The following is a 22,922-nucleotide window of genomic DNA, read 5'->3' on the forward strand; positions in this document are numbered from 1 at the left end:
TCGACAACGGTGATCAGTCCTGGTCAGCGGGAACCGAGGAAGGCTCCCGCCTGGGTCTTCTCTCCAGACTCAACCACTCCGGAATCGACGGGGCGGGCTCGCCGACCCCCTGTCTCGCAGTCGTGGCCTGCCGTACGCGGTACCAGCGGGCGGGCCGGGCCGCGTGCGGTGTCGGGGCGGGCCGTCGGCGCGAGCAGGTGATCAGCTCGCCTGCCTCGGCGGGCGCGTGGCGGACGGTGATCGACATCGACCACGGCCCCTCCCCGCCGCCGGGCCGCCTTCGGACGGTGCGGAACGGTCGGTGCGCCGGGTCCATCGAGAGGGTGTGGGCGGGCCCTATCGGACCCTGCGAACTCGGACACCGCGAACTCGGACCCTGCGAACTCGGACCCCGCGAACTCGGACCCCGCGACGAGCAGGCCGCATCTCGTGCTTCGGTGGCATGGCCTCGCGCGGATCTGTGCCGGTCCCGGTGACCCCCGCCGTTCTCGGTGCGCTGTTCGGCCCCGCACGCGGGGGCGAGGCTCGTGGTGCAGCATGATCTCTGGAACGGTCGCGCTCTGCCGAGAAGACGGCAGGGGAGCACGGGCGACCGCGTGGCGCGGCCTCTCTCGGCCTGAGCGGGCCGAGGGCGGACCGGGTCCGCCCGATCGCCGGGGCCGGGCCACGGCCCGACCCGCTCATCGACGGGATTCGGCCTGGCGCGGGGTTCGGCGGGTGCCTCGCCCGCAAGCCGCGTCGGGGCGTATTCTCTCAATCCCCGGTGCGTCTCCTTCCAGTTCTTTCGATGCGGTCCGAATAGCATCGAACCCAGGGTAAGGCCGATGAGTATCGGGGAGTCGACGAGAGCGGTCATGAGTGTTGTCCTCGGCGGTCGTATCGAATTTCGGGTCACGGTGTGGGTGGTCGAATTCCTGCCGCGAGCAATCTTGGTAGGCCGTGACCGCTGGAGAAAATGGTTGCGGGCGATCACAACACGATTGAGTGGTCATAGCGCCACGGTCGGTCGAACGTGATCGCGCAGCGCTGTCCTGTCGACCTCACCTGAAGGGGGTCGGTGGCACTTCTGCCGTGGCCGGCCGATGACTCGGGCTGCCTGCGCCGGAGCTAGAAGAAGTCGAACATCCGCTGCACCATATCGACGGCGCGGTCGAACAGGACCGCGAGGCCTGCGAGCGCGTCGATGCTGAAGAAGGCGATGACGCCGACCGCGACGATGGTGATGAGCAGACAGCTCCACAACGCCTTGAAGGGCCAGAGGAGCACCGAGACGATGCCCTTCAGCAGGAAGCCGACGGCGGTGAACGGCGCCATCAGGATGCGGCCGAGCTGACCTCGGCCGTCCCCGTCGTCGGCGTAGCGCCGGGGGGCGGGCTCCTCACGTCGAGGTTCGGGCTGCGGTGCGATCGTCGGCCGCTGCGCGGGCCGCCTCGCTCGAGGCGTCTCGCCGCGTCGAGACACCTCCGGTCGCCGGGCAGGAGCGTGCTCTGCCGAGTACGGGTCCGCGTACGCCCCCGAGTGAGGCTCCGCATACGGCTGGGAGCGGGGCGCGGCAGCGGACTGGACGTGCTGCGCTCCGCGCGCGGAGTACGGCTCGGAGAAGCCGACCGGCTCCGGCTGGTACTTCGGCGGCTGATCCGTCTCATACGGCGGCGGCTCATTCGCCACGTCCGCCGGGTACGACGTGGGGATCGGGATGCCCGCCAGCAGCCGCGTCCTGGGATGCCCCGGGCCGTTCTGGGCGGGGGGCGCCTGTGACGGTGTCCCCGCCGCGCCCATCGGCTGGACGCGGGTGCCGTCGAGCATCGCTCGCGTCTCGGCGCTCTTCTGCGCGAGCACCGTGGTCACCTGAGCGGGCAGCCAGGCGTGATCGAAGCCGGTGTCGATCTGGGCCAGGATCTCGTCGGGGCGCGGACGATGCACCGGGTTCTTCGCCAGGCAGGTGCCGATGACGTCGCGGAGCGAGGGGGGCAGGCCGTCGAGCGTCGGTTCGTTGTGGACGACTCGATACAGCAGCGCCGTCGAGTTTCCCTCGCCGAAGGGACTCACGCCGGTGGCTGCGAAGACGATGACGCAGCCGAGAGAGAACATGTCGCTCGACGCGGTCACCCGCTCGCCGACGGCCTGCTCCGGCGCCATGAATCCGGGCGTCCCGAAATGCGTGCCGACCTGGGTGAGCGAGACGGCCTCGGCGGCCCAGGCGATGCCGAAGTCGATGACTCGCGGTCCATCGGAGGCGAGCAGCACGTTCGTCGGTTTCACATCACGATGAATCAGTCCGCTCTGATGAATCTCCCGCAGTGCCTCGGCGAGCCCGGCGGTCAATACCCGCAGGGACGATTCCGGAAACGGACCGAAATCACTGACCGCCTTGAGCAGCGAGGGTCCCTCGATATAGGAGGTCACCAGCCAGGGCGGCCGGGCATCGGGGGCGGCCTCGATCACGGCGGCGGTGAAAGCGCCGCTCACGGCGGCTGCCGCGTCGATCTCACGCGCAAAGCGCATTCGAAACTGCTCGTCCTCGGAGTGCTCCTCGCGAATGACCTTGATCGCCACCGGCCTGCCGCCCGGAGAACGACCGAGATACACCCGACCCATTCCGCCTGCGCCGAGCAGTCCGAGTACCCGATAACGGCCGATCTGTCGCGGGTCGGTCGCAGAAAGTGGTTCCATTGAACTGTTCCCCACTCCGACTCGACGATTATCACGGCAGGTTCACTCTTGTCGGTCAGGCTACCAGCGTGTCCCTCGTGCCTCGGCGCTTCGGCCCTCGGCACGGACTCCGAGGGCGTGACAGCGGCCACCGGCCCGGTCGGCAGGCGCCGCGCACTCGACGACGTCTGATTCGGCATCGTCGCAGGCCCTTAATGCGCCCGACGCGAGGTTCGGGGCGATCGGCAGGCGAGTCGTCGGCGAGCCTCTGACGGCCCGGGCGCTGCGCGGGCGAGGCCGGGCTGCTCGCGGCGAGCCCTCGGCTCTTGTCCACCCCGTGCGATCCAAGGCGAGGGCAGACACGAGCGGCGGCCTGCGTCGTCCATCGGCCGCGACCGGTCGCGACCCGACACCCGACACGGGGGTAACCGGCGTCTCGTCGAGGAGGAGCCGACGGAAGGGCCACTGAGTAGGGTGCCTACCCTCGATGCGTGGACCCCTCCGAGTTCGTCATCTCCGGGCCGCTGTTGCTGGCCACGGGAGTCGCCGTGCTTGCAGGTCTCGTGAGTTTCGCCTCGCCGTGCGTGATTCCGCTGGTTCCCGGCTACCTGGCCTATCTCGCGGGGCTCGTCGGCGCCGAGGCGCCGCAGACCCGGCCGGTCCCCGCAGGCGGGATCGCCGCGCGCGACGAACAGGCGGCGGAATCGACCTCCTCGGGCGCCGCCGTGCCCGATTCGGTCGCGGCCGCCGAGCACAGATCCGGCAGGCTTCGGGTCGCGGGCGCGGCCGGCCTGTTCGTCCTCGGATTCACCGCCGTCTTCCTGGCGAGCACGGTGTTCCTGCTCGGCCTCACCGACCTGATCTTCGCCAACCAGCCGCTGCTCCAACGGATCGGCGGGGTCGTCACGATCGCCATGGGACTGGTGTTCCTCGGCTTCGTCCCCGCCCTGCAACGCGACGTGCGGGTGCATCGTCGGTTCGGGACCGGCGTCTGGGGGGCTCCCCTGCTCGGCGGCGTCTTCGGACTCGGCTGGACGCCGTGTCTCAGCCCGACCCTGGGCGGGGTCATCGCGGTCGCCGCGACCACCGACGCCGACGGCGGAATGATGACCAGGGGGATCGTCCTGGTGATCGCCTACTGCCTCGGTCTCGGCCTGCCCTTCGTCCTGCTCGCCCTGGGCGCGGGCTGGGCGGTGCGTACCGGCGACTGGTTGCGGCGCAACAGCAGACGGATTCAGATCGGGGGCGGCGTGCTGCTCCTGATCGTCGGGATCATGCTGGTCACCGGGTTGTGGGGCGTGTTGATCAGCCTGATCCAGGGACCCATCGGAAGTTTCGAGCTGCCGCTGTGACCGTGAAGACTCGCAGGAAACCTCCTGCGCTCCTGGCCTTCCTCCGGAACACCTGGCGCGGCCTCACCACGATGCGGACCGCACTGACCCTGCTGTTCCTGCTGGCCTTGGCTGCCGTGCCGGGTGCGCTGCTGCCCCAGGAGTCGACCAACATCAGCCTGGTCGACGACTTCTACGAGGACTACCCGACCATCGCGCCGATCCTGGCCCGGCTCGGGATGTTCGACGTGTTCGCCAGCGTCTGGTTCGCCGCGATCTACGTGCTGCTGTTCATCTCGCTGATCGGCTGTCTGCTGCCGAGGACCTTCGACCACGCCAAGTCGCTGCGGGCCGAGCCGGTGCTGACGCCCCGTCGCCTCGGCAGGCTGCCCCACCACCGGATCGCCGCCGTGACCGACGACGTCGAGACGGTGCGCGCCCGAGTCGACGAGCGACTCAAGGGCTGGCGGACGGTGCATCGCACCGAGGCCGACGGCGTGCACACCGTCAGCGCGGAACGCGGCTACCTTCGCGAGCTGGGCAACCTGGTGTTCCACTTTGCCCTGGTCGGGCTGCTGGTCTCGATGGCGGCGGGGCGACTGCTCGGGTACGAGGGCCAGGTCATCGTGCGGGCCGACGGCGGCGAGTTCTGCAACTCCGGCATCTACAACTACGACTCGTTCCGGCCCGGCATCACCGTCGACGGCACCCAGCTCAACCCGTTCTGCATCCAGGTACACGACTTCACGGCCGAGTACACCCACGCGGGGACGGCGACGTATTACGAGTCGAACGTGTCCTACCAGGAGGGCGCGGATCTGGAGACCGGTACGTGGCGGGACCACCTCCTGCGGGTCAACCATCCGCTGCGGATGGCGGACGACCGCGTCTACCTGCTGGGCAACGGCTACGCACCGGAGTTCACCGTGACCTTCCCCGACGGGGAGGAGCGGCTCGGCGACGTGCAGTGGCGACCGGTCGAACTGACCACGATGCTCTCCGAGGGCGCGACGAAGTTCGACCCGCCGAACACCGTCGACGAGGACGAACGTCGGGAGAACCAGCTCGCGATCACCGGGCTGCTCGCCCCGACCCCGATGTTCACCGAGGAGGGCCTGCTCACTTCCGGCTTCCCCCAGCTGAACGAGCCGATGGTCGCGGTCGATGTGATGCGCGGCGACCTGGGGAACAACTCCGGCCGAGGCCAGTCGATCTTCGAGATCGATCAGGACATGGTCGATGAGGGCGAGCTGGTGCGGGTGGCCAGGGAGAACCTGGCCGTCGGCGAGGAGATCGAGCTGGCGGACGGCACCACGGTGCGCTTCGACGGCGTGGAACGGTGGGCCTCGCTCCAGGTCTCCTACGACCCCGCCCAGTTCTGGGTGCTGATCTCCAGTCTCTTCATCCTCGGCGGCCTCGGGCTCTCCCTCATCGTGAAGCGGCGACGGCTGTGGGTGCGGATCACCCCGCAGAATCCGGGCGACGGAGCCGGTCGTACCGTGGTCGAGTTCGGTGGGCTCGCCCGCACCGACCAGGCCGGATACGGCGAGGAGTTCGGCAGGGTGACCACGGAGCTGCTTGCCAGGCTCCGTGCATCAGATTCTGTGGAGCTGCTTGCCAGGCTCCGTGAATCAGGCTCTGTGGAGCAGCCTGCGTCGCTCCGTGAGTCAGATGCAGTGGAGCAGCCTGGGCCGGTCCGTGAATCAGACGCCGTGCCGCCGTCTGCCGCGCGCGACGAACCAGATCCCACCGAGACCCCGGACCAGGCCGGCGACGCGGCCTCGGCCGATGCGACAGGGGCGGTCCAGAAGCCGCCCGCGAGTGAGCCGGATTCGGCTCTGGGGAAGGACGCCTGATGCCGGTCGACGAGACCCTGTCCGTCTACAGCGACCTGTGCCTCGCCAGCGCGCTCGTCATCTACGTGCTGGCGTTGCTGCTACAGGCCGCGGAGTACGGCTTCACCCGCAAACCCAAGACGGCCAAGACGTCGGCGCTGGTGGGGGCGGGCGGCACGACCTCGACCACCGACGCCGACGCGACCACCGCCGGCTCCGACACACCCCCGTCCCGACGTCCCCTCGCGGAGCGTCTCGGCCGGATGGGCGTCTCGCTGACCGTGCTCGGCGCGGTCGTGCAACTCGCCTCGCTGGTGCTGCGCGGCTTCGCCACCGGCCGCGTGCCGTGGGGCAACATGTACGAGTACATCTCGGCGTTGTCGCTGGCCGCCGTCGTGGCCTGGCTGTTCGTGCTGCGCAGGCATCCGATCCGGGTGCTGGGCGTGTTCGTGCTGCTCCCGGTCTTCATCCTCTACTTCGTCGCAGGAACGGTGCTCTACGCGGAGGCCGCACCACTGGTGGCCTCGCTTCGCTCGATCTGGATCGTCATCCACGTGTCGGCGGCGATCGTCGGCAGCGGGATCTTCCTGGTCTCGGGAACCGCGAGCGTCGCTTATCTGATCAAGGCCGCGCATCTGGCAAAGCCGAAGCGGTTCGCCTTCGTCGGCGAGAAGCTGCCCGACATCGCCGTCCTGGACCGAGTCGCCTATCGCAGTGCGGTGTTCGCGTTCCCGATCCTCACCTTCGGGATCATCTGCGGGGCGATCTGGGCCGAGGCGGCCTGGGGCCGGTTCTGGGGCTGGGACCCCAAGGAGACGGTGGCCTTCATCTGCTGGGTCGTCTACGCCGGATACCTGCACGCGCGGGCGACCTCCGGCTGGCGCGGCACCCGAGCGGCCTGGGTGAACGTCATCGCCTTCGCGCTGAATCTGTTCAATCTGTTCTTCATCAACCTGGTGGTCGCGGGTCTGCACTCCTACGCAGGAGTAGGTTGAGATCTACTCTTGACAACCCCTGTGTCGACGGCCCTGCTTCGGTGGGGCTACCGTCGTCGCGGATCGAAGAACGCCCGATGTGCTGGGTATGGAGGGACCGAACGGTGACCGGACGGCAAGACGAGCCCGAGTCGCCCACGGAGTCGATGTGGCAGCCGCCCGTCAGGGGGCAGCAGCGGGCCGAGGGGCACGGCTACTACGGGGAGCAGGCACCCGCAGCATCACCACCGGCGGATTCGGGCGGTTCCGGCCCTTATCCGGTGGAGGGGGCCAGTTCCGGACCGTATTACGTGGACCAGGCTTCCGGCCCCTATCCGGTGGAGGGAGCCTCCGGCCCGCATCCGGTGGAGCCGGTCTCGGGACCCTATGCCGTCGACCCGGCGTCCGGCCCGTATCAGGTCGATCCGGCGGTCGCGGGCGGCTATTACGCTGATCCCAGCGTCTCGGGACCACACCAGCAGCCCCCGGCCTATGGGATGCCCGGCACCGGCCATGCACCGCAGTACGGGGCTTACCAGCAGCAGGGGCAGCCGGGCAGGCAGCAGAACCAGGCCTCCTCCCCGCAGGACCTGTCCTCGGCGCGACTGCTCCGCCAGGGCAAGCGCCCGCCGCAGGGCGGCTGGCGCCGGATGCTCTACAAGGCGAGCGGCCACACCCTCAACCTCGGGGAGAGCCCGGCGGAGCGTCAGCGACGTGAGCTGATCGCCAGGATCAACCAGCCGTTGCAGGGCTGCTACAAGATCGCGATGCTGAGCCTCAAGGGCGGTGTGGGCAAGACCACCACCACGGCCACGCTCGGCTCGACCTTCGCCTCGCTGCGTGGTGACCGGGTGATCGCGGTGGACGCGAACCCGGACCGGGGCACGCTCAGCCAGAAGATCCCGCTGGAGACCACGGCCACCGTCCGCCATCTGCTCCGGGACGCCGCCCGCATCCGCAAGTACAGCGACGTCCGCGCCTACACTTCGCAGGGACCCAGCAGGCTCGAGGTGCTGGCCAGCGAGCAGGACCCGGCCGTCTCCGAGGCCTTCAGCGAAGAGGACTACCGGCGCTCGGTGACGTTGTTGGAGCACTTCTACAACGTGGTGCTCACCGACTGCGGGACCGGGCTGATGCACTCGGCGATGCGCGGTGTGCTGGACATCGCCGACTCACTGATCATCGTGTCGTCGGGCTCCATAGACGGGGCACGCAGTGCCTCGGCGACCTTGGACTGGCTGGACGCGCACGGCTACCGGAACCTGGTCTCCCGCTCGGTCGCGGTGATCAATTCGGTGCGGCCGGGCTCCGGCAAGGTCGATCTGGACAAGCTCACCCAGCACTTCGCTGCGCGGTGCCGCGCGGTCTGCCGGGTTCCGTTCGACGCGCACCTCGAAGAAGGTGCGGAGATCGAGCTGGACCGCCTCGCCCCGGACACCCGTCTCGGCCTGTTGGAACTCGCCGCCACGGTGGCCGACGACTTCCCGCAGGCGATCAGCCGGTCTCGAACCAGCTGACCGGCTGCGGGGCCATCCCGGCGAGCCTCGGCGGATCTCCCCAGCTCGAACCCGCCCGCTCAGGCGGGCGGGTTGCCCTCATCCTGATCGGATCCGCGCTGTTTGCGCATCCGGTCCTCCCACTGCTGCTGATCGAGCCTGCGGAGGAAATCCGGATCGTCGTCGGGCGCCACGGGGCCCGACTGCCGGGGTCGTGACACGCCGACCCGTTCCGATGCGAACGCACGCCACAGCAGTACGGCGACACTGAGCACGCCGATCGCTGCGAGCAGATACAGCACAGGCGCCACCTCCTTCTCCTCCTGCGAGGTTAACCCGTCTCACCACGATCGCCGCCGGCCCCCACCGGGAGCGGGGAGTGAAAGGAGAAGGAGGGCGCGTGTCCGCCGCTGATGTCGACCATGGTCTCCGACGGCGGAGGTGTCGCCCGGCGCGGAGATCAGTTCATCGCCACCGGTGAGCTGGCCTCCCTGGTCAGATTGGCCAGCAGCGCCTTGACCTCCGACTCGCGGAACCGGCGGTGCCCGCCCGGCGTGCGAATCGATCCGATCCGACCCGCGGTGGCCCATCGCGTCACCGTCTTGGGATCAACGCGGAACATCGTCGCGACCTCTCCGGGGGTGAGCAACCGCTCGGCGGAGTACTGCTCGGTGTGTTGAACGGACCCAGTCACAGGTGACCTCCCTGGAGTGCAGCGCTCACCCTGTTCGTCGGGTCGCCTGGTGCCCGGCGGTGAGCGCTTGATGAATCCGGCGTTACCGACACAATCCTGACAGCTCGCCCCCCAGGTACTCGAACGCTTGTGCGTAGGTAAAGGCCAGGTAAGGGACGAAACACTCGGTTCGGACGGAAGGGGACGAGAGTCCGCCCGTCGTCCAGGGTGTCTCGGCGTGCCGGGGCCCGTCCGCCTGCGTCGGCGAGCACGAGGAGAATCCCAGAGCATGGACAGTGTGGACCGGCGGATCATTGCGGCGCTGCGGGCCAACGGGCGGGCTACCTACGCCGATCTGGGCAGGCAGGTGGGGCTGTCCGCCTCGGCCGTTCATGAACGGGTCGGCAAGCTGGAGTCCTCCGGGGTCATCACCGGCTACCACGCCGTCGTCGATCCCAGGACGGTCGGGCTCGGCGTGACGGCGTTGGTCGGCATCCAGCCCAGCGACGCAGGCGATGACGAACGGATCGCCGAGGCGCTGGGCACGCTCGCGGAGGTGGAGTCCTGCTACGCGGTCGCGGGGGACGAGGCCTTCGTCGTCAAGGTGCGGGTCGCCACCATGGACGACCTGGAGCGAGCCCTCGGCAGACTCCGCCGTATCGAGGGGGTGGCGCGTACTCGGACCACCGTCGTGCTCTCGACGCGCTTCGAGGGGCGCCCCAACGATCCCGACGAGCAGTGGGCCGCCGCTGGGCGCCGGACCGATCCGTAGGCTCGGCGGGGTGAGCTCGAACGACACTGCGTCCGCCACGGCCGTCGACGACGCGGGGAAGGAGACGACGATGACCGAGGACACCGCGACGCGGAGCACGCTCGGCACCGACCTGTTGCTGTACACGGTCGCCCGACTGCTGGCGGTGGCCGTTCCCGCTGCCGTTCTCGTGCTGCTGAACAGCCCGGTGCTCGTGGCGCTGGCGGTCGGGCTCGTGCTCGGTCTCGGGCTGTCGCTGGTGCTGTTCCGACCGCTGCGCGCTCGGATCTCGGTGGGGCTGGCTGATCGCGCCGCCCGGCGGGCCGCCGCCCGCAGGAAGCTGGAGGCTCAGTTGCGCGGCGAGGACGAACGGACCGCCTGAGTCCGCTGCTCGCCTCGACGGCCGGTCGCGGGTCGCGGTCGGCAGCGCCGACGGCGCCGCCGAAGAGGAATCGACCTCGTTCGACGCCGACCCCATCGCGGCGGTGATTCGGTACCACCGGACGCCCCCGACTGCCGCGAGTCGATGGGCGGCCGAGACCCGGTGACCGCCGTCGACCTGTCCGGGGCACCTCGGCACCTCGAGGGGTGCCGGTCGGCTCTGAAGAACCACTGCCACCTGCCGGTCTCGGACCTCGGGCACCCGCTGCGCCCGCCCGACTGTGCCGTTTTCTTTACCTTCCGATGGTGCCGTCGCACGCTGCCCGAGTCCGGCGGTGCGGGCCTCTCCCCATCCCGTGCACTGCGGGTCGAACGACCGACACCGCGATTCGTCGGTATCTGGTTTCACCCATTGGAACCAGTGTTGGAATCGTCGCGTCTAACCTCCGCGCCGGTGAGCCACGGGCGCTGGTGATGTCGATCACAGGAGGATCTGAGGACTGATGAGCGACGACTTCGAAGTCGAGCCAGAGGAGCTTCGCGGGTACACGGGACTGACCGATGCGACTGCGGGCCACTTCACCGAGATCGGCGCCTATGCGGCGAACAAGGGCGCTGACACCAGCGGATTCACTGGTCTGTTCGTGATCCTTCAGCCGCTGGTCATCGCCATCGGCAGCCTGTACGAGGGCTGCATGGAGGACGCGAGCGCGAAGATGCGCAACCTGTCCGCCGCGTTGAACGACACGGCAAGTGATTACGAACTGGTCGAGCGCGGGGAGCAGGGCAGCATGTCCGCGCTGACCGATCAGGCGTCGCAGATCACGCCGAGCTGACTGAGCACTGGGGAGCAGAACACATGAGTTACGCACCGGCGGAGGCGATCGTGCTCGCCGAGCCATCGGCAGGCGATTCGGCCATCAAGGACAAGGTCGAGGGCGCGAGTCTCCAGGTTCAGGCCGTTGACTGGATCTGGCAGCAGGTCACCGGTCAAGGCCTCGTGGAGATGGTCATCACGCCGCTGCTCGGTGACTTCGGCAAGATGAAGAACAACGGCGAGGCGTGGAAGAACGCGGCCGACGCGCTGCAGGTCACCAGGAACAACCTCAACACCGGTCTCGACACGCTGTTGCAGACGTGGAAGGGCCCTGCCGCCGACTCGTTCAATGCCAAGATCGGGCAGAACTGGACCCTGAGCATCGAGGCAGACGCTCAGATGGCGAACCTCGCGGGCCTGGCTTTCGACCAGTGCGCGAAGACGTCGGAGAAGATGTGCGACGAGGCCCTCAAGCTCGTCGAGAAGCTGGTGAACAAGCTCATCGAGGCCATCGCGCTCGCCCCGATCCCCGTGGTGGGCTGGGCCAAGGCCGTGAAGACGGTCTACGACGCGGTCACCATCGTCAACTCGATCCTCAACATCATCTCGGCGATTACCTCCATGGTGGAGAGCACGATCACCGTGATCAACGGGCTGATCGGACTCGGCTCGGCCGTGATGCAGGTCGGTGATGTCAACGACATCAACAGCGCCCTCAATGTCGCGAACCAGACCGGTGACAGCGTGGCGCAGGTGGCCGAGGGCACCCAGGGCTTCAACTCGGCGCAGGAGAACCTCCAGACCGAGGTCGGTGGCAACACCCGAGCCGACGGTACGGTCGACAATGAGGGCAATCTCAATCGTGCGGCCGACAGTTTCGAGCAGAATTACGGGGCCTACCAGCAAGAACGTCAGAACGCGAGTTCCTGACCTCGTCGGCAGCAGGGTAGCGATCGACGGAGCCGATCCGTCGAACGGAGGATGGCAGTAGTGGACCACCAGGCACGACTGGCGCATTTCGCGGCGGCACGCAGCCAACTGGATCAGATCGAGGCCGAGGCCGACGCCCGGATGGCCGAGATCAAGCAGCAGCAGCTCCCCGAATCCGGCCTCACCGAGGCCGAGATCGCCCAGATCGAGCAGTTCGCCAGGAGCAAGGACGCCCCTCCCGAGTTGGCGGCGCTTCAGGCACGGATCGACAAGGGCGACCTGTCCTGGGGGGACATCGCCGACGGCAGCGCGGTGCAGGATGAGCAGGTGCAGCGGGCGCTGGCCAGCGGTGTGCCGAAGCTCCAGCAGGCCTACGCGATGATTCAGGAGGGGCACGAGCTCGACGACATCCTCGACGCGGGCGACCCCTTTGCCGGGCCGAACGCGGCGGGCCCCGGTCCGGTCGCGGGCGGCGGTCCCGTTCCGAACACAGGCGGCGGCCCCGCCTCGGACCCCGGTCAGAACCCGCCGCGTCGCGGCGACGACGACGATGAGGGCGATGAGGGCGGGAGCGTCTTCCGCCGAGGCGGCTGGTGATCCAGGCTTCGGGCCGCTCCGCAGGTGTCACGAGGGCGTCGTCGGCGACTGACCAGAGGTCCGCGCCGGGGGCTCGACCGGTGACGCCTGCGGGGCTTGGTGCAGTGTGTTCTGCGGGGCTCGCCCCGGTGTTGTCTGCGGGGCTCGCCCCGGTGTTGTCTGCGGGGCTTGCCCCGGTGTTATCTGCGGGGCTTGCCCCGGTACCCCCTTCCCGACCCATGGAACGGAGCGTTCGATGACCGGTGCGGCAGGCGGCTTCGGTGCGCGACTGAAGAACTCCTCGCCCGCGGGGCGGGTGCTCATCGGGTTGGCCCTTCTGTTGGCGGCCCTGGCGGTGGGCGCCTACCTGATCGGGTCGATGGGCGGCACGCGACTCCAGGGCACCACCAACGCGGCCGATGCCGCGAGTGTGACGCCGTATCAATGGGACTCCGCCGACGACCTGCACGTGACCTCCACCGCGCGCGGCGTGGGGTCGAACTGCACCGTCGAGCCCGCCGACGGCGGCGAGGTGCGCGACCTGGCGGTTCCCCCCAACCCGCAGGCAAGCAACCCCAGCCGGAGCCGGGCCTATCTGGTCGAGTCCGCCTGGTTCGAGGGCACGGCCGAGGTCTCCTGCCAGCAGAGCGTGCTGATCAGGACGGGCTTCATCGCCGCGGTGTCCGACGCGACGGGGTCGCGCAGCTTCATCACGACGGCGGCGATCGTGGTGGCGATTCCGTTCATCGCAGGCCTGTTCGTCGGCAGGCGACGGACCACCGGCGGCCAGGCGGCCTGAGCCGCCCGCGCAGGTGGCGGCCGGTACCTGGCGTCGCGCGAGGCGGGGTCGGCGGGTTCGCGCCCATCGGTCCCGTTGAGTGCAGTCCCCGAAGCTGCGGCAGGTCGTCGACCGAGGACGTCAGTCCGTCCGATCCGGACCTATGGTCTCTTCTCGGGTAGTACAGTCCCGCGCGTGGCCATCGTCGATCGTTGTAGCGCGGTGAGTCGGGCCTGGGTCAGCGAAGCGGTCCGCATCATCGAGGCGGATGCGAATCGCAGCGCCGACACGCATCTCCTTCGCTATCCGCTGCCCGCAGACTGGGGAATCGACCTCTATCTCAAGGACGAGTCGACGCATCCCACCGGCTCGCTCAAACATCGCCTCGCGCGATCCCTCTTCCTCTATGCGCTCTGCAACGGCTGGATCACCGAGGGAACCGCACTCGTCGAGGCCTCGTCCGGCTCGACCGCCGTGTCCGAGGCGTATTTCGCGCGGCTGCTGGGGCTGCCCTTCATCGCGGTGATGCCGAGATCGACGAGCAGCCAGAAGATCGCGCTGATCGAACGCGAAGGCGGTCGCTGCCATTTCGTCGACGAGCCCGACGCGATCTACCGCGAGGCTCGCCTACTCACCGCTGAGCTCGGCGGACACTATCTGGACCAGTTCACTCACGCGGAGCGGGCCACCGACTGGCGCGGCAACAACAACATCGCCGAGTCGGTCTTCCAACAGCTCGCCCTGGAGACGCACCCGGAGCCGTCGTGGGTCGTGGTCGGTGCGGGGACCGGCGGGACGAGCGCCACCATCGGCCGCTACATCCGCTATCGGCGGCATGCCACGCGGCTCGCCGTGGTCGACCCGGAGCACTCGGTCTTCTTCGACGCCTGGCGCACCGGCGATCCCGGACTCGTCGGCAGTCGTGGCTCGCTGATCGAGGGGATCGGCCGTCCGAGAGTGGAGCCCTCGTTCGTCGGACAGGCCGTCGATAGGATGATCAAGGTTCCGGACGCCGCCTCGATCGCCACGATCCGCTACGTCGTGGAGCCGCTGGGCAGGCGCGTCGGCGGTTCGACCGGAACCAGCCTGTGGGGCGCGTTCCAGCTCATCGCGGAGATGCGTGCCCAGGGACGCACCGGGAGCCTCGTCACGCTGTTGTGTGACGGCGGCGAGCGCTACGCCCAGACCTACTTCTCGGACGACTGGGTGAGCGGGCAGGGGCTGGAGCTGGCTCCGCATCTCGAGGTGTTGCGCCGGTTCCATCAGACCGGTGAATGGACCGAGTCCGCGTCGCGCTGATCGGCGCCGGACCGGGGGTTATGGGGGAGAACGTGAGTAGCAACACCACGAGCAGTCGTGGCCTGGGGGTCACGGTGATCGTCGCGCTGGCGGCGGCGCTGACGGTGGCAGGCATCCATCTGATCGGGACCTATCTGCCGACGGTCTTCAGCAGCACGGCGCTGCGGACCGCCACCGGCACGGTGCACGACCGGTACGTCTCGGTGCCGGACGAGATCCTGGAGACCGACGTCCCGAGGTACCGCTGGGCGGGCGGCGAGCTGTATCTCGCCGCCGACGAGGACGGCGCACAGCGACGCAGTCTCAACTGCATGTTCCGCCCGGACGACGGATCGACGTCCGAGTGGGTCAGTCTGGAGTTCCGGCCGGAGCACGCCGGAACGCTGGTCTATCGGGGCACGCCGCCCGCCGCCGCGCCCGCCGACATGAGCTGTGTGAACGACGCTCGGGAGCAGGTGCTGGTCTACACCGGAGCGGACATGGACCGTGCCGCGACGGTCGCCGACCGCTGGTGGGCGGTCGTCGTCGGCCTCCAGGCCTTCGGCGCCGCGATCCTGGTGATCGTCATCGGCGTCGTGATCGGCCGCGTGCGTGGCCGGGCAGGGCAGCGGTAGGCCGAGGGGACGAGTCGTCCGGCGAACCGGGATGTCCGCAGCGGGGATACCCGGCGCAGGTGCCCAGGACAGGGAACGACGAGACATGACTTCGGCGGGCGACCGGTGACGCGCTGACGCGCGTCGATCGGATGCAGGCCCGACCGCTGATGTCGGAGATCGAAAGATCGGGAACCGTCTCGATGCGGTCTTCGTCGGGATATCGGGGCGACGGCTTGAGGGGGCCGTCGAGGCAGTACGTTGTGGATGAAGAATCTGGTGGGGAAATATGAGTGACGAATTCGAAGTCGCAGCCGACGAACTGCACAATTACGCGGGGAGCCTGGACGGGCTGCACGGCGGAATCGATGCGATTCGGAATTACATGTATGAACAGGGCTGCAATAAAGACGGTTTCACCGGTTTGTTGATGGTGTTGCACCCGGTCATCGATTTAGTGGGAGATCTGTTCAACGAGACGCTCAACTTCGGGCAGGACCGGTTGTCCGGCACCGCAGAGGGCATTCAACGCAACGCCGAGACCTACTCGGAGGCAGAGGCGCGCATCGAGGGGCTGTTCAGTCAGATCCTGGACGGGCTCTCCGCCACCCGGGACGCGGTGGCCGACGGGGCGGCGGCCGTCGACGCCGCGGTTCCGCAGGCCGTGCAGGATGCGGGAGCCCAGGCGTGGAACTCGCACGTCGAGAGCAGCGCCGCCAGCCGGAACGGGGGCGCCTGATGTCGTACCAGGACGCGGGTGCGGTAACCGAGGCACTGCAACCGCCGGAGCAACCCGGCGGCGAGTCGATCCAGGACATGGTTCGGGAGGCGGGCTGGCAGGTCTCGGCGGTCGACTGGGTCTTCACCCAGGTCACCGGTGAGAGCATCGTCGAGAAGGTGATCATGCCGATCACCGGGGACTTCAACCGGATCGCCATGAACGGCGAGGCCTGGCGTACGGTCGGCACCGCCATCGGAGCCCTCGGCGACACGATGGAGAGCAACGTCGGAACGGTTCGCGAGTCGTGGAACGGCAACGCCGCCGTCCAGCACGAGATGTTCGTCCGCACCGTGTGGAAGGGCGGACTGTTCGTCGAGGCGCAGATCGCGAATCTGGTCGGCATGGCCTTCGACAAGGTCGCCGAGGGCTCGCGGCTGCTCTGCGCCAAGGCGCTGGATCTGCTCTCGTGGCTGGTAGACAAGCTGATCGACGCGATAGCCAAGATCTGGATTCCCGCCTACGGCTGGGTGAAGGCCGCCCAGCTCGTCTGGGACGCCTATCAGCTCTACACCAAGATCATGGACATCATCGAGGCCGTCAAGGCGATCATCGAGAGTGCCCAGTCGATCATGCAGTCGGTGCAGAGCATCGGCTCCCAGCTCGCGCAGATCAAGGACGTTCGCAGCGTGGACGATGCGATCGCGCTGGCCACCGGCATCGCCTCCGACGCGCAGAGCATCGCGGAGCAGACGAACTCGATCCGCGACAACGCGTCGCAGATCAGCAGCGATCTCAACGAGGCGAGCGGCCATGTTCGCGACGTCGCCCAAGGCACCCGGGAGCTGCCCGGCAACCTGCGCGACGGCTGGAACGAGACCAGGGACAACTGGGACGAACAGCAGCAACGGCTTCGGGACGCGCCCGGCGAGGCCTGGAACGCCGCCAGGGAAGGGGTCACCGACGGTGCCCAGAACGCGTGGAACTCCACGCGGGAGGGCGCAGCGAGCGCCTGGGACTCGGTACGGGACGGTTCGGCCGCCCAGAACGCCTGGAACTCGGCGCGGGACGGTGTGACGAACTACGCACAGGAGCAGTATCAGGAGCAAGTCGGCCAGTACGTCGACGCGGCTCGGGACGCACCCGGCGCGATCCGCGACGGGGCGCAGAACGCCTGGAACTCGGCCTCCTCGGCGCCGGGGAACGTCGCCTCGGCCGCGCAGAGCGTGTGGAGCGACCCGAGCGGTGCAGCGTCGCAGGCCTGGAACGCGGGCACCGGCGCCGCCTCCGAATGGGCAGGCGCTGCGGAGCATCGGGAGAACCTCGGCGAGACGGGTTCGAACGCCCGCGATGCGTGGGATGCCCTGCGCGGCAGGTCGTGATCCGCTGCGCAGGGCGTGGCGAAGACTTCGGGAGTGAGTCATGACGAGTCAATTCGATCCTGAGGCGTGGAAGACGCCGCAGGTCAGAGCCGCCGAAGCCCAGATGGCCGGGTCGATGGGCAAGGCGAGGGAACTGCTGAAGGAGTTGGAGAAGCTGCGTCCCCCGCCGCCGACGTCGATCTCGGAGGACGACGTGCGGCAGCTTGCCGAGGCCGCCAAGAAGAGCGATGCGCCCGCCGAACTGCGTGAGCTGGCGCAGAAGGTCGACGGCGGCGCGCTGAGCTGGCGGGACGTCCTGGAGGGGCGTGCATACGACGATCCGGACGTGCGGCTGGCGATGACGGCGCAGATCGGCGAGGCGCGCGAGTTCTTCCGACAGTTCCAGGAGGGCTTCACCCTGGACGAGGTGATCGAGGCTCGCCGGGCGTCCGAGGAGAGCCAGGAGGACGAGGACGGCGGCACCACGTTCCTGCGCTGATCCTGCGGTCCGCCCCGTGCTGGGCAGGCGGGGCGGACCGGCAGCGGGCAGCAGGCATTCGGCGGGGAGGAACGCCCCTCGACGGTGAGGACCGCACGCCTGCGGGGGTCTTGGTCCGGCGCGTCGCCCTCGGCTGTGTGCGGACGAGGGTGCGCGGCCCTGCTCACGGACGCAGGCGAGCCCGCCCGAGTCGGTGTGTGCGTCTGTCCGCGTCAGGCCAGTGCGAGGGCGACGGCGGTCGCCACGGACCAGAGCAGCATCGCCAGCCCCGTCTCTTGAAGCACACCGACCAGCCGCTTCCCCGTCGCGCCGCCCAGCACCGCACGCAGCGCGGGCAGCACCAGGGGCACGGCGAGGAAGCCGAGCAGCGCCCAGGTGTTGCGGAAGCCCGCGATGGTGGTGATGAGGAACGGCACGGTCACCAGCGCCAGATAGAGGTTTCTGGTATCGCGATCTCCTAAGAGCACCGCCAGCGTCCGCTTGCCCGCCGCCGCGTCGGTCTCGATGTCCCGCAGGTTGTTGGCGACGAGCACGGCGCTGGAGAACGCGCCGACCGCCACCGCGGCTCCGATGTCGATGCCGCTGACGCGGCCCGCCTGGAGGTAGACCGTGCCCAGCACGGCGACCAGGCCGAAGAAGACGAACACGGCGACCTCGCCGAAGCCCGCGTAGCCGTAGGGCCGTTTCCCGCCCGTGTAGAACCACGCCGCCGCGACGCAGACCACGCCGACCGGAGCCAGCCACCACTGCGCAGACGCCACGGTCAGCGCCACGCCGCCCGCCGCAGCCAGCCCGAGACTGATCACTGCGGCGAGCAGGACATGCTTCGGGTTCGCCACGCCCGAGCCCACCAGCCGCAGCGGCCCGGTCCGCACGGTGTCGGTACCTCGGATGCCGTCGGAGTAGTCGTTGGCGTAGTTGACGCCGACGATCAGCGCGACGGCGAGGCCCAGCGCGCCGAGCGCCATCCACCACACGAACTCGCCGAGCCCGATGGCCGCCCCGGTGCCCACCAGCACCGGGGACACGGCGTTGGGCAGAGTCCTCGGGCGGGCTCCCTCGATCCACTGTGCGACTGTCGCCATGGCCTCATCCTCTGTCATGGCCTGCGCCGCTCCTAGAGCAAGGCCGTCTTCACCACATCACGGATTCGCGGTTCGGCCGGATGGACCCGCCCCGCTGCGCCGCGTGGACTTCAGACCCCTGATCGGGAATACCCGCGGACGGCGGAGTGCGCCGACCGCGGCGATCGGGGAGCGTTCCAGGCGTCCACCGTCCCGCCGAGGCGAGTGGTGCACCCGGAAAGCCTCGGCTCTCAGCTGTCTCAGCTGTCTCAGCTGTCTCAGCTGTCTCAGCCGTCTCGGCCGTCTCGGCCGTCTCGGCGGTCGAGCAGCAGCGCGCGGACCGCCAGCCGGTCGACCTTGCCGGGACCGCGTACCGGTAGCGAAGGGGCAACACGGCAGATCTTCGGCGTCGAGGCCGCGCCCAGCCGGTCCCGGACGGCCGCCAGGAGCCCGGCGGTCTCGGGTGGACTGGCGGCGTCGACCGGCACCACCACGGCGGCGACCAGCTCCCCCCACTCGGGGTCGCCCAGCCCCACCACGCAGGCCTCCGCGACACCGGGCTGCGCGGTCAACACCTGCTCCACCAGCACCGGGGCAATCTTGACCCCGCCGCTGTTGATCAGGTCGTCGGCGCGTCCCAGGACCTGGAGGACGCCGTGTTCGTCGACCTCCCCGAGATCGCCGGTCTGGAACCAGCCGTCGACGAACGCCGCCGCACTTCCCTCGGGATCGAGGCGGTAGCCGAGGGCCAGCATCGGGCCCGCGAGCGCCACCGGCGCCGGACCGGTGCCCGGAGCAGGCCGGACACCGACGTCGGCGAGGGGCAGCCCGTCGTAGACGCAGCCGCCCGCGGTCTCGCTCATGCCATAGGTCGTGCGCACCGCGACCCCCTCGGCCAGCGCCCTGGCCAGCAGCGCGGGCGGGGTGGCCGCCCCGCCGCACAACACCGCGTCGAAGCGACGCAGGGCGGCCAGGCCCGCGCCGCCCTCGGTCACCAGCCGGGAGAGCTGGGTCGGCACCAGCGAGGTGTAGCAGCGTCCGCCGTCCGCGAGCGTCGCCTGCGCCGCAGCAGCGAAGCGGTCGGGACGGAAGCCCGCTGCCGAGTCGAGCACGACCGGCGCCGCGCCCGCGAGCAGCGAGCGGGTGACCACCTGGATGCCCGCGATGTGTCGCACCGGCAGCGCGAGCAGCCAGCGACCGGCTCCGCCCAGCCGATCGTGGGTCGCCGTGGCGGAGGCCCGGAGGGCGGCGGCGGTGAGCAGCACGCCCTTGGGGGTGCCGGTGGATCCCGAGGTGGGCACGATCACGGCTACGGCGTCGTCGTCCACCGGCTGGTCCGGACGCAGCGCGGCCACGAGTCTGGCCCGCTCGTCCTCGGGGTCGGCAGGCAGCGGCAGCAGGGCGGGACCGCCGTCCAGTGCCCGCGCCACGGCGTCGACCACCAGCCCGGTCGTCCGCGCCGTGTGGTCGGTGTCCAGGGCCACAAGCGATTTTCGTGTCACCGCCGGCTAGCCTAGGCGGGTGACCGATCCCGCGCACTCCTCCATCGAACTCGCCTGTGACTGGCGATCCGCAGGCGAGTACCAGGACATCCGGTACGAGGTCGCCGAAGGCATCGCGAAGATCACGATCAACCGCCCCGAGGTTCGCAACGCCTTCCGGCCGAAGACGCTCTTCGAGTTGTCCGACGCGTTCAACCGGGCCCGCGACGACGACCAGATCGGTGTGATCATCCTCACCGGGCAGGGCGACCTGGCGTTCTGTTCCGGTGGTGACCAGCGCATTCGTGGCGATGACGGCTACATCGGGCATGACCCGAACGACCCGGTCGCCACCAAGGGCATCGGCAGGCTCAACGTGCTCGATCTCCAGGTGCAGATCCGGCGGACCCCCAAACCGGTGATCGCCATGGTTGCGGGCTACGCCATCGGCGGCGGACACGTCCTGCACATCGTGTGCGACCTGACCGTCGCGGCGGACAACGCCCGCTTCGGCCAGACCGGGCCGCAGGTCGGCTCCTTCGACGGCGGCTACGGCTCCGGCCTGCTGGCCAGGATCGTCGGGCAGAAGAAGTCCAGAGAGATCTGGTACCTGTGCAGGCAGTACGACGCCGCGGAGGCCGAGGAGATGGGGCTGGTCAACACGGTCGTCCCGCTCGCCGAGCTGGAGCGCGAGACGGTGAACTGGGCCCGGCAGATGTTGCGCCACTCGCCGCTGGCACTGCGGATGCTCAAGGCCTCGCACAACGCCGTCGACGACGGGCTGGCAGGCGTGCAGCAGCTCGCGGGCGACTCGACGCTGTTGTTCTACATGACCGAGGAGGCCCAGGAGGGGCGCAACGCCTATCGGGAGAAGCGCGCTCCCGACTTCGACAAGTTCCCGAAACGACCGTGAACCCATCCACCGCCCAGGCGCGGGTGATCGTCGACGAGCTGATCCGGCACGGGCTGCGCACTGCGGTCCTGTGCCCCGGCTCCCGCAACGCCCCGTTCTCCCTGGCGTTGGCGGAGGCGGCCGGGGCAGGCCGGCTGGAACTCCACGTCCGGGTCGACGAGCGGGGCGCGGGGTTCCTGGCCCTCGGCGCGGCGAAGGCGACGGGTCGGGCCTCGGCGGTGTTCTGCACCTCGGGCACTGCGGCGGCGAACCTGCACCCTGCCGTCGCCGAGGCCGATCGGGCGTGCGTGAGTCTGTTGGTGGTCACCGCCGACCGGCCCGCCGAGCTGCGGGCGGCAGGCGCCAACCAGGTGATCGACCAGCATCGGCTCTACGGCTCGGCCGCGCGTCTGTTCGCCGAGTTGGGCGTGGCGGAGAACCGGCCGGGACAGCAGGCCTACTGGCGCAGCCAGGTCAGCCGGGCCTGGCATGCCGCAGCCGGGGCCGCCGGGCCTGCGGGACCGGCGCAGCTCAACGTCCCGTTGCGCGAGCCGCTGCTGCCCGTCGGCGACGGGCAGTGGTGCGAGCCGCTGGAGGGTCGTGTCGACGGCGGTGGCTGGACCAGGCGGGTTCGTTCGGCGGCGAGTGCGCCCCTGCGGCCCGCGACCGCGCGCGGTCTCGTGCTGCTCGCCGAACCCGACGGCACCGTCGACGTCGCGTCGATCGCGGCCTGGGCGCAGCGCAACGGCTGGCCGTTGCTCGCCGAGACGGGCGGCGTCGGAGTGCCGGGCGCGACGACCCTGCCCGCCGGGATGCACCTGCTGGCTGACCAGGCCTTCCTCGCCGACCATCGGCCGGAGCAGGTCGTGTGCGTCGGCAGGCCGACGGTCTTCCGGCAGGTACAGGCCCTGCTGGCAGACCGGGACGTCGACGTGCTGCTGCTCTGCGCATCCGAGGCGGTGGCGCCCGCCAACGACGTCCTGGCCGTCGGCGACGGCATCGTCGACTCGATCGTTCCCGCCGATCCCGGCTGGCTGGCCGCTTGGCAGCGAGCTGACCGCGCCGCAGCCGGTGCGGTGGCCGCGCTGCAGGCGGAGCAGACGACGTCGACCGCGCTGCGGTACGCGACGGAGCTGGTCGACGCGCTGCCTGCGGGGGCCCTGCTGGTGGTGGGATCCTCGAATCCCGCCAGGGACGTCGCGCTGAGCGCTCGAGCCCGCCCTGACCTGCGGGTGCTGCGCAACAGGGGTGCGGCCGGGATCGACGGCACCGTCTCGACCTCGGTCGGCGCCGCCCTGGCCTTGTCCGCCCGCGCTGCCTGCCCTGCGGTCGCGGAACTCGCCGACGCCACCGGCGCGGCCGTCGGAGACCAGCCCGGCCCCGTCGCCGATCCGGCCGACGACACCGCCCCGGCTGCCGTGCCCGCCTGCTACGCCCTGCTCGGCGACCTGACGTTCCTGCACGACGTCAACGGCTTGCTCGTCGGCGCGGCGGAACGGCGTCCCGACCTGACCATCGTGGTCGTCAACGACGACGGCGGCGGCATCTTCGAGCTGCTCGAACAGGGAGCTCCCGAGCATCGGGAGTCCTTCGAGCGAGTGTTCGCCACGCCGCACGGTGTGGCGCTCGCCCCGCTGTGCGCGGCGTACGGCGTCGAGCACACCCTCGTCGAGTCGCCCGCGCACCTCCGCGATGCACTCCGACCGCGACCGGGCCTGCGGGTCGTCGAGGTGCGCACTGATCGCTCCGTCCTGCGCACACTGCACGCCGCACTGCGCGCCTGCGTCACCTCGGCACTGCGAGCCGCAGACTGAGGTGTGG

At 69.6% G+C, this 22,922-nt stretch carries 23 protein-coding genes; 17 read left to right on the forward strand and 6 right to left on the reverse strand.

Translation table 11 applies throughout. The features are described 5' to 3' along the window. Positions 1-13: 13 nt before the first annotated feature. Complete coding sequence (locus UA75_RS32450; protein WP_157433952.1) at positions 14-247, reverse strand: hypothetical protein; 234 nt, start codon at positions 245-247, stop codon at positions 14-16. An 860-nt stretch (positions 248-1,107) separates the two neighbouring features. Then, positions 1,108-2,673 (reverse strand): serine/threonine protein kinase, encoded by a 1,566-nt coding sequence (locus UA75_RS02365; protein WP_075738479.1) that lies wholly within the window; start codon positions 2,671-2,673, stop codon positions 1,108-1,110. 470 nt (positions 2,674-3,143) lie between these two features. Between UA75_RS02365 and UA75_RS02370 the strand changes: the two genes are divergently transcribed. From UA75_RS02370 to UA75_RS02385, 4 genes are all read left to right on the forward strand, one after another. Further along, positions 3,144-4,004: a cytochrome c biogenesis CcdA family protein gene (locus UA75_RS02370; protein WP_075738481.1), complete on the forward strand. Its 861-nt coding sequence runs from the start codon at positions 3,144-3,146 to the stop codon at positions 4,002-4,004. After that, positions 4,001-5,839: a cytochrome c biogenesis protein ResB gene (locus tag UA75_RS02375; protein ID WP_075738483.1), complete on the forward strand. Its 1,839-nt coding sequence runs from the start codon at positions 4,001-4,003 to the stop codon at positions 5,837-5,839. The genes UA75_RS02370 and UA75_RS02375 overlap by 4 nt, the downstream gene beginning before the upstream one ends. Further along, positions 5,839-6,813, forward strand: coding sequence for a c-type cytochrome biogenesis protein CcsB (ccsB, locus tag UA75_RS02380; RefSeq protein WP_075738485.1), 975 nt, complete (start codon positions 5,839-5,841; stop codon positions 6,811-6,813). Before UA75_RS02375 ends, ccsB begins: the two co-directional genes overlap by 1 nt. Positions 6,814-6,917: 104 nt before the next feature. Next, positions 6,918-8,309 (forward strand): MinD/ParA family protein, encoded by a 1,392-nt coding sequence (locus tag UA75_RS02385; protein ID WP_232237604.1) that lies wholly within the window; start codon positions 6,918-6,920, stop codon positions 8,307-8,309. A gap of 59 nt (positions 8,310-8,368) precedes the next feature. Here UA75_RS02385 and UA75_RS02390 read toward each other — a convergent pair whose 3' ends face one another. Beyond that, entirely contained in the window at positions 8,369-8,590 is a 222-nt protein-coding gene (locus UA75_RS02390; protein ID WP_075738489.1) for a hypothetical protein, read from the reverse strand. Positions 8,591-8,748: 158 nt separating this feature from the next. Then, complete coding sequence (locus UA75_RS02395) at positions 8,749-8,982, reverse strand: BldC family transcriptional regulator (protein WP_075738491.1); 234 nt, start codon at positions 8,980-8,982, stop codon at positions 8,749-8,751. A 268-nt stretch (positions 8,983-9,250) separates the two neighbouring features. Between UA75_RS02395 and UA75_RS02400 the strand changes: the two genes are divergently transcribed. The 11 genes from UA75_RS02400 to UA75_RS02450 all read left to right on the forward strand — a co-directional run bounded on the left by UA75_RS02400 (position 9,251) and on the right by UA75_RS02450 (position 17,664). Beyond that, positions 9,251-9,733: an Lrp/AsnC family transcriptional regulator gene (locus UA75_RS02400; protein WP_075738493.1), complete on the forward strand. Its 483-nt coding sequence runs from the start codon at positions 9,251-9,253 to the stop codon at positions 9,731-9,733. Positions 9,734-9,743: 10 nt separating this feature from the next. Continuing rightward, positions 9,744-10,094, forward strand: coding sequence for a DUF4229 domain-containing protein (locus UA75_RS02405; protein ID WP_318533283.1), 351 nt, complete (start codon positions 9,744-9,746; stop codon positions 10,092-10,094). A gap of 502 nt (positions 10,095-10,596) precedes the next feature. Next, positions 10,597-10,929 carry a type VII secretion target gene (locus UA75_RS02410; protein WP_075738495.1) on the forward strand — a complete coding sequence of 111 codons (333 nt, stop codon included), beginning with the start codon at positions 10,597-10,599 and terminating at the stop codon, positions 10,927-10,929. Positions 10,930-10,952: 23 nt separating this feature from the next. Continuing rightward, on the forward strand, positions 10,953-11,840 hold the full coding sequence (locus tag UA75_RS02415) for a WXG100 family type VII secretion target (RefSeq protein WP_075738497.1): 888 nt from the start codon (positions 10,953-10,955) through the stop codon (positions 11,838-11,840). A 51-nt stretch (positions 11,841-11,891) separates the two neighbouring features. Continuing rightward, a complete protein-coding gene (locus UA75_RS02420; protein WP_075738499.1) occupies positions 11,892-12,437 on the forward strand; it encodes a hypothetical protein in 546 nt (181 codons plus the stop codon). 235 nt (positions 12,438-12,672) lie between these two features. Continuing rightward, positions 12,673-13,215: a hypothetical protein gene (locus UA75_RS02425; protein WP_075738500.1), complete on the forward strand. Its 543-nt coding sequence runs from the start codon at positions 12,673-12,675 to the stop codon at positions 13,213-13,215. Between the two features lie 174 nt (positions 13,216-13,389). Further along, positions 13,390-14,493, forward strand: a complete 1,104-nt coding sequence (locus tag UA75_RS02430) for a PLP-dependent cysteine synthase family protein (protein ID WP_075738502.1) — start codon at positions 13,390-13,392, stop codon at positions 14,491-14,493. A gap of 32 nt (positions 14,494-14,525) precedes the next feature. Continuing rightward, positions 14,526-15,107 carry a hypothetical protein gene (locus UA75_RS02435; protein ID WP_157433953.1) on the forward strand — a complete coding sequence of 194 codons (582 nt, stop codon included), beginning with the start codon at positions 14,526-14,528 and terminating at the stop codon, positions 15,105-15,107. A 268-nt stretch (positions 15,108-15,375) separates the two neighbouring features. Continuing rightward, a complete protein-coding gene (locus tag UA75_RS02440; RefSeq protein ID WP_075738506.1) occupies positions 15,376-15,825 on the forward strand; it encodes a hypothetical protein in 450 nt (149 codons plus the stop codon). After that, the gene (locus UA75_RS02445; RefSeq protein ID WP_157433954.1) at positions 15,774-17,186 is read left to right on the forward strand and encodes a hypothetical protein; all 1,413 of its coding nucleotides are present in this window, start codon (positions 15,774-15,776) and stop codon (positions 17,184-17,186) included. The genes UA75_RS02440 and UA75_RS02445 overlap by 52 nt, the downstream gene beginning before the upstream one ends. Before the next feature lie 40 nt (positions 17,187-17,226). Beyond that, positions 17,227-17,664, forward strand: a complete 438-nt coding sequence (locus UA75_RS02450) for a hypothetical protein (RefSeq protein ID WP_075738510.1) — start codon at positions 17,227-17,229, stop codon at positions 17,662-17,664. A 212-nt stretch (positions 17,665-17,876) separates the two neighbouring features. Here UA75_RS02450 and UA75_RS02455 read toward each other — a convergent pair whose 3' ends face one another. Both UA75_RS02455 and menE read right to left on the reverse strand, forming a co-directional pair. Continuing rightward, complete coding sequence (locus tag UA75_RS02455) at positions 17,877-18,749, reverse strand: 1,4-dihydroxy-2-naphthoate polyprenyltransferase (protein WP_075738512.1); 873 nt, start codon at positions 18,747-18,749, stop codon at positions 17,877-17,879. A gap of 266 nt (positions 18,750-19,015) precedes the next feature. Continuing rightward, on the reverse strand, positions 19,016-20,230 hold the full coding sequence (gene menE / locus UA75_RS02460) for an o-succinylbenzoate--CoA ligase (RefSeq protein WP_083682868.1): 1,215 nt from the start codon (positions 20,228-20,230) through the stop codon (positions 19,016-19,018). Positions 20,231-20,249: 19 nt separating this feature from the next. On the opposite strand from menE, the gene menB reads away from it, so the two are divergent. Further along, complete coding sequence (gene menB / locus UA75_RS02465) at positions 20,250-21,122, forward strand: 1,4-dihydroxy-2-naphthoyl-CoA synthase (protein WP_083682869.1); 873 nt, start codon at positions 20,250-20,252, stop codon at positions 21,120-21,122. Next, positions 21,119-22,915, forward strand: coding sequence for a 2-succinyl-5-enolpyruvyl-6-hydroxy-3-cyclohexene-1-carboxylic-acid synthase (gene menD / locus UA75_RS02470; RefSeq protein ID WP_075738516.1), 1,797 nt, complete (start codon positions 21,119-21,121; stop codon positions 22,913-22,915). Before menB ends, menD begins: the two co-directional genes overlap by 4 nt. Positions 22,916-22,922 lie beyond the last annotated feature (7 nt).

Source organism: Actinoalloteichus sp. GBA129-24, assembly GCF_001941645.1.
Lineage (GTDB): Bacteria > Actinomycetota > Actinomycetes > Mycobacteriales > Pseudonocardiaceae > Actinoalloteichus_A > Actinoalloteichus_A fjordicus.